This window comes from Nostoc sp. 2RC (assembly GCF_014222165.1).
Taxonomy (GTDB): Bacteria; Cyanobacteriota; Cyanobacteriia; order Cyanobacteriales; family Nostocaceae; genus Nostoc; species Nostoc linckia.
On sequence record NZ_JACKZU010000476.1, the window covers coordinates 1 to 5,413 of the forward strand.

At 35.3% G+C, this 5,413-nt stretch carries 4 protein-coding genes; 2 read left to right on the forward strand and 2 right to left on the reverse strand.

Annotated features, from left to right (window positions below):
* Both GNE10_RS31600 and GNE10_RS31605 read left to right on the forward strand, forming a co-directional pair.
* On the forward strand, positions 1–954 hold a 954-nt coding region (locus tag GNE10_RS31600), incomplete at its 5' end, for a hypothetical protein (protein WP_221643062.1).
* A gap of 172 nt (positions 955–1,126) precedes the next feature.
* Positions 1,127–3,235 (forward strand): serine/threonine-protein kinase, encoded by a 2,109-nt coding sequence (locus GNE10_RS31605; RefSeq protein WP_185569887.1) that lies wholly within the window; start codon positions 1,127–1,129, stop codon positions 3,233–3,235.
* A 20-nt stretch (positions 3,236–3,255) separates the two neighbouring features.
* On the opposite strand, the gene GNE10_RS31610 is transcribed toward GNE10_RS31605, so the two are convergent.
* Positions 3,256–4,572, reverse strand: coding sequence for a WD40 repeat domain-containing protein (locus GNE10_RS31610; protein ID WP_185569889.1), 1,317 nt, complete (start codon positions 4,570–4,572; stop codon positions 3,256–3,258).
* A 97-nt stretch (positions 4,573–4,669) separates the two neighbouring features.
* Positions 4,670–5,413 (reverse strand): WD40 repeat domain-containing protein (locus GNE10_RS31615; RefSeq protein WP_185569891.1); only part of this gene is annotated, 744 nt, incomplete at its 5' end.

Genomic DNA, 5,413 nt, shown 5'->3' on the forward strand with positions numbered 1-5,413 from the left:
ATTCATATTATTGAAACTGAAATGAACAAAAATAATAAAAATAAATTTTTACAAATCTTAACTGAAACTGGCAGAAAAATTATCAAAAAAACAGTTTTAATTTCTATAATTTCAATTATTTTATATGGAATTGATAATTATCACTTAAAACCAAAATGTAAAATAAACCAAGAATCTTCTTTTTGTTATTTTTCTCCTGTAATAAGTGATTTAGGAGGAAAGATATTTCAAGCATTACTACTACTATGGTTAGTTGATCTTGGTTTAAAACGAGAAACTTTAAATGAGATAGAGGAAATCTTCAAAAGAACACAAGCAACAAAATATCTTAAAGGTTTTTATTCCAAAAAAGAAGATTATGAAGAAATAATTAAAATTAGTTTTCAAGCAACAACATTAGGTAATGAAATTAAAATGCTGTGTTTATTTGAAACAGAAATAGGTATGCTATGTGCAGAAGATTTTAGAAAAATTAAAGATAAAGTTATTTCTGGCTGCAAATTAAAAATTTTAATTTTACACCCTGAATCAAAATTATTAGAATGCTTAGAAACAACAGGACATATTACGAAAGATGTCTATCGGAACAGAGCAAAGGTATTTTTAGATAAATTATCTAGCCTTTGTAATTCTTTAGAGGATCACCATCATCGTAATATACCAATTAAGGGAGCAATAGAAGTTAAATTACATAAAGATTTATTTTCTACGATTGGTTATTATTCTGATTCTAAAGATTGTAGTATTGTATGGATGTATTTTGCTGATACCTATGCCAAGGGGAGTGAATATCCAGCATTGCATATTGCTAATAGAGAAATAATTGATGACGTTGAAAAACATTTTGAGTATTTATGGTTAAAAGCTGTAAAAGAAGGAATATTCCTGATGAGAGTAACAGAAAATTCAACAGAGACTATTAATAATATAAAATCAGTGTATTCTAGCATTTGATGAAATAAATATACTAAAACATAGAGGATGTCTTGTTTTATAGCCTTTACCAGTCAACTGAAGTACACACAAACCTTTAATATCAAAACAAGTAGCTTTTAAAGCGTACTTCACTAGATTAAAAAACGCTATATATTTTATAATAAAAATTTCAATATACCATATTAATTAAATGTCTATTCAATGTCCAACTTGCCTCACCGACAATACAGACAATGCGATTAACTGTATTGCCTGTGGTACACCCTTTGTTTCTACTACTAGTTCAGATGAATCGGTATCTGCATATCATTTATCTGATGGTACTTTATTAAAACAAGGACTATACAAGATAGAAAAAGTACTGGGAGAAGGTGGCTTTGGGATTACTTATAAAGGACTTTATTTACAAAATTTAGCACAGGTAGCGATTAAAGAACTCTGGCCAGAAAAAGCTGCTAGGATTGGAACTACAATTACATGGCCTTCTTCAGTTACTCCTTTACAAAAACAACACCAAATTTATAAATTCCAACTAGAAGCTAGTTGTCAACATCAATGTTCTCATCCTAATATTGCTAAAATTTATGATTGGTTTGAAGAAAATAATACTGCCTATATAGTAATGGAATTTATTTCGGGAAAATCCTTATTCCAAATATTACAACATGAAGGTGTATTAGATGAAAATCGACTGAATTCTTATTTTTTGACAATAGCAGAAGCTTTAAAAGTTATTCATGGTAATAATTTACTACATAGAGATATCAAACCAGATAATATTCTCATTGATAGTCAAGATAGAGCAGTATTAATTGACTTCGGTGCTACAAAAGAATTTATAGCAGGTCAAACACGCGAAATGAGCGTGACATTAACACCTGGTTATGCGCCTTTAGAACAATATAGCTACCGAGGTAAGCGTTTCCCAGCAACAGATATTTATGCTCTATGTGCTTCAATGTATGAATTATTAACTGGAAAGTTACCTGCTGCTGCTACAGATATAGTTAATGGTTCAGAACAACTTATTCCACCTCGACAATTACGTTCTAATCTTAGTCCCCTAATTGAAAAAGTTATCCTTACAGGAATGCAATTGAGGGTTGAAGACCGCTTTCAAACAGCTGATGAATTAATTGATGCTCTCAATGGTAAATTTGTCTCTCCTAGCCAAAAAAGAGCACAGGAATTAGTTAAACAAGGTAAATTAGCAGAAGCAGTTATAGTTTACGAAAAATATCTCAATAGTGAACAAAACAATGGTGAAGCAGCAGTCGAACTGGCATTGGTTCAACTGTATCTTGATGAAACTAAGGCAGAAATTGCTGCCAAAAAAGCGATTCAATTAAAACCAAATGATGGTAGAAGTTATGGAGTTTTAGGACTTGTTAACTGTCGTAAATCAAATTGGTCAGAAGCATTAAAAAATCTACAGCAAGCAGCACAATTAGCTCCTCATGAGGTTTGGATACAAGCAAATTTAGCTTGGGCTTTGGGTAAATCTGATAATTGGCAACAAGCTGAGATGACTGTCAATAAAGCACTTCAGCTTGATGCTAACTGTACTTTTGCGTTAGGATTACAAGCTTGGATAGCCGTAAATCAAGAGCAATGGAAATCAGGAATTCGTGCTGCTACCCAAGCAATTTTTAAGTCAAAGCAAAGCTCTTCTAGAAACTCTCAAGAATTACAATATTGGATATATCCTTATTTAATTGTTGCTTTAGATAAAGCAGTAGTTACCAAGCAAGCAAGCGATGTAGAAAGGCGTATTCAAGAATTTATTATTCAAGTACCTGACAACAGTTTTGGCTGGGGTTTCAAAGGTTGGAAAGCAGCTATACAAGGTTTATGGACTAATGCTATTTCCGATTTTGAACAAGCAAGTCGTAAATCACAAGCTCCTGGTTGGGTATTAATAAATCAAGGAATTGTTCAAGAACATTTACATAATTTTCAAGCAGCCATCCAAGCCTACGAAACTCATACTCAGCAATTTTCCCCTCATGCTTTTGTTTTATTTCGTCTTGGCACTTTATATGGACGATTAGGACAATGGAAAAAAGCACGCTCCTCTCTAGAAACAGCAGTTCAGCTAAAATCAAATTATGCAGAAGCTTACCATAATTTAGCCTGGGTGCTTCTGAATATTAAAGATCAATATGGTCAGGTAGAAAACTTCCGCGAAATTTTGTCATCCTATCGTAAAGCTGCTGAACTATATACACAGCAACAAAAACAGCCTTTAGCCCAAGGCATTAAACAAGCTTTTCAAGCAATTGGGGTTGACAATTTCTAAGTCTGCAATTACTTTTCTTATCAAGAAGATACGCCCCAAATCCTAATTTTTCCATCATAACTACCACTAACTATAATTTTGGCATTGGAACTGAAAGCAAGAGAATGTACAGGACTTAAATGCTCAAGAGTCTGTATCAGTTCTGCCGTTTGATAACTCCAAATTCGGATTGTATTATCTTCACCTCCACTGGCAATAATTTTTTCTACTGGACTAAACGCTATAGTATTCACAGAATCTGTGTGTTCAGTAAAAATACGCATTTCATGCCCAGAGCTTGTATTCCACAACTTTATTGGTGAATTGAAAACACCATTATCACCAACATTACTACCTCCACTAGCAATGGTTTTTCCATCAGGACTAACAGCAACTGAACGAATTGACCCTACCGAACTGTCGAACCAAGCTACCAGAGAACCAAAAAAGTTGGAAGGGCGATTTAGAGTCCGTATTCTTTCCCTGTTGCACCAATTCCAAATCATAATTGCACCATCAAGACCACCGCTTACTAGGAACCGCCCATTACGGCTAAAGGTAACAGAATTCACATCCCATCCATGCCCCCTTAAGGTATGTAGCTTTTTTCCGCTACTGTGATGCCAAAGTCTAATAGCAGCGTCAGAATGTCCAGTAGCAAGGGTTTGTCCATCCGGGCTAAAGGCAACACAACTAGTTCGTAAAGAAACTAACGAACTGCCTAAAGTTTGTCTAAGTCTACCTGTACCTACATCCCATAACTTGATAGTACCATCGTGAAACTCCATGTTGCTAGCACTTGCCAGAGTTTGTCCGTCAGGGCTAAAGTCAACAGAAAGAACTGGGCTGGAGTGTCCTGTTAAAGTAGTTAGCAATTCTCCAGTTGTCAAGTTCCATAATTTGACCGTGCGATCGCGACCGCCACTAGCAAGCATCTTTCCATCTGGGCTAATAGCAACAGAGAAAACAGAATCTGAATGTCCGCTGAGGGCATGTATACACCTCCAGATTCCCTGACGCGATCGCACGTTTTGTACCAATTCATCAATAGACTGCTCGATCTGCTGAGAGGATAGGGACGAAATTTCTTGAGATGTGGCAAATTGACCAGTGATTTTTAGTTCTTCAAGGATAGACCTGACGATTTCTCGAATCACTTCGGTATCTGCACCTTGGTAAATGCGATCGCCTATGTGAATTTCCTGCCCATGTCCCAGGTTGACTGCATATTTCCCTTGCTGAGAAACAATCTGACTACCACCAATCAGCCATTGCCGCAGGACTGTAATATCAGTCTCAGTCTGCTGATGTTTAACTATGCGATCCAGTATGGCTTTTAATTCTTCAGAGGTAGTCATTTTGATTATGGTTCAAGCAGTAAATTTTTATATAGGTTTAGATGGCGATCGCAGCTAAGTGGCTTTCTTTTCTCGCTGTTGTCAACATTGCCTGATTTTATCGTCTCCAAACTTTAATCGTCTGATCTCTTCCTCCACTAATTAGTGTTTCTCCATTTGGACTAAATGCGATCGATGTCACACCTCTGCGATGTCGTTCAGGAAAAATTTGTAATTCGTTTTCGGGAATTTTCCACTCTACAATTGTTTCATCATTACTGCCACTGACTAAAGTTTTACCGTCTGGGCTAAATACAAGACAAGTAACCGCATCTGAATGCTGTCGCAGAGTTTGAGGTGTTTGTCCAGTATTCAAATGCCAAAGTTTAATAGTATTGTCATTGCTGCCACTAGCCAATATTTCTCCATCTGGGCTAAATGTTAGCGTATAAATAGCGTCTCTATGTGCTGTAAGTGTACTTAAACATATTTTACTATCTATATCCCATAGTTTGATAGTTTTATCGTAGCTACAACTAGCAAGAATTCGTCCTTTTTTTGGATTAAAAACAACACAGGTTACTTTATCAGAATGCCCAGATAATTTAGCAATTTCTTTGCCACTTTCTATATCCCACAATTTAATATTCTGATTATCATTGGCAGCTAATATTTTGTTATTAGGACTAAAAGCAACTGAATCAAACCCGAAAATATCTAAAAAATTACTTAAAAGAGTTTTACCAAATGTATGAAATGGATTTAATGAACCTAAACGCCAAATGTATATTTGATAAGCTTTACAAGCAGCAATTAATTGAGCATCTGGACTAATGGCTACAGATGTAAACCATAAATCAAA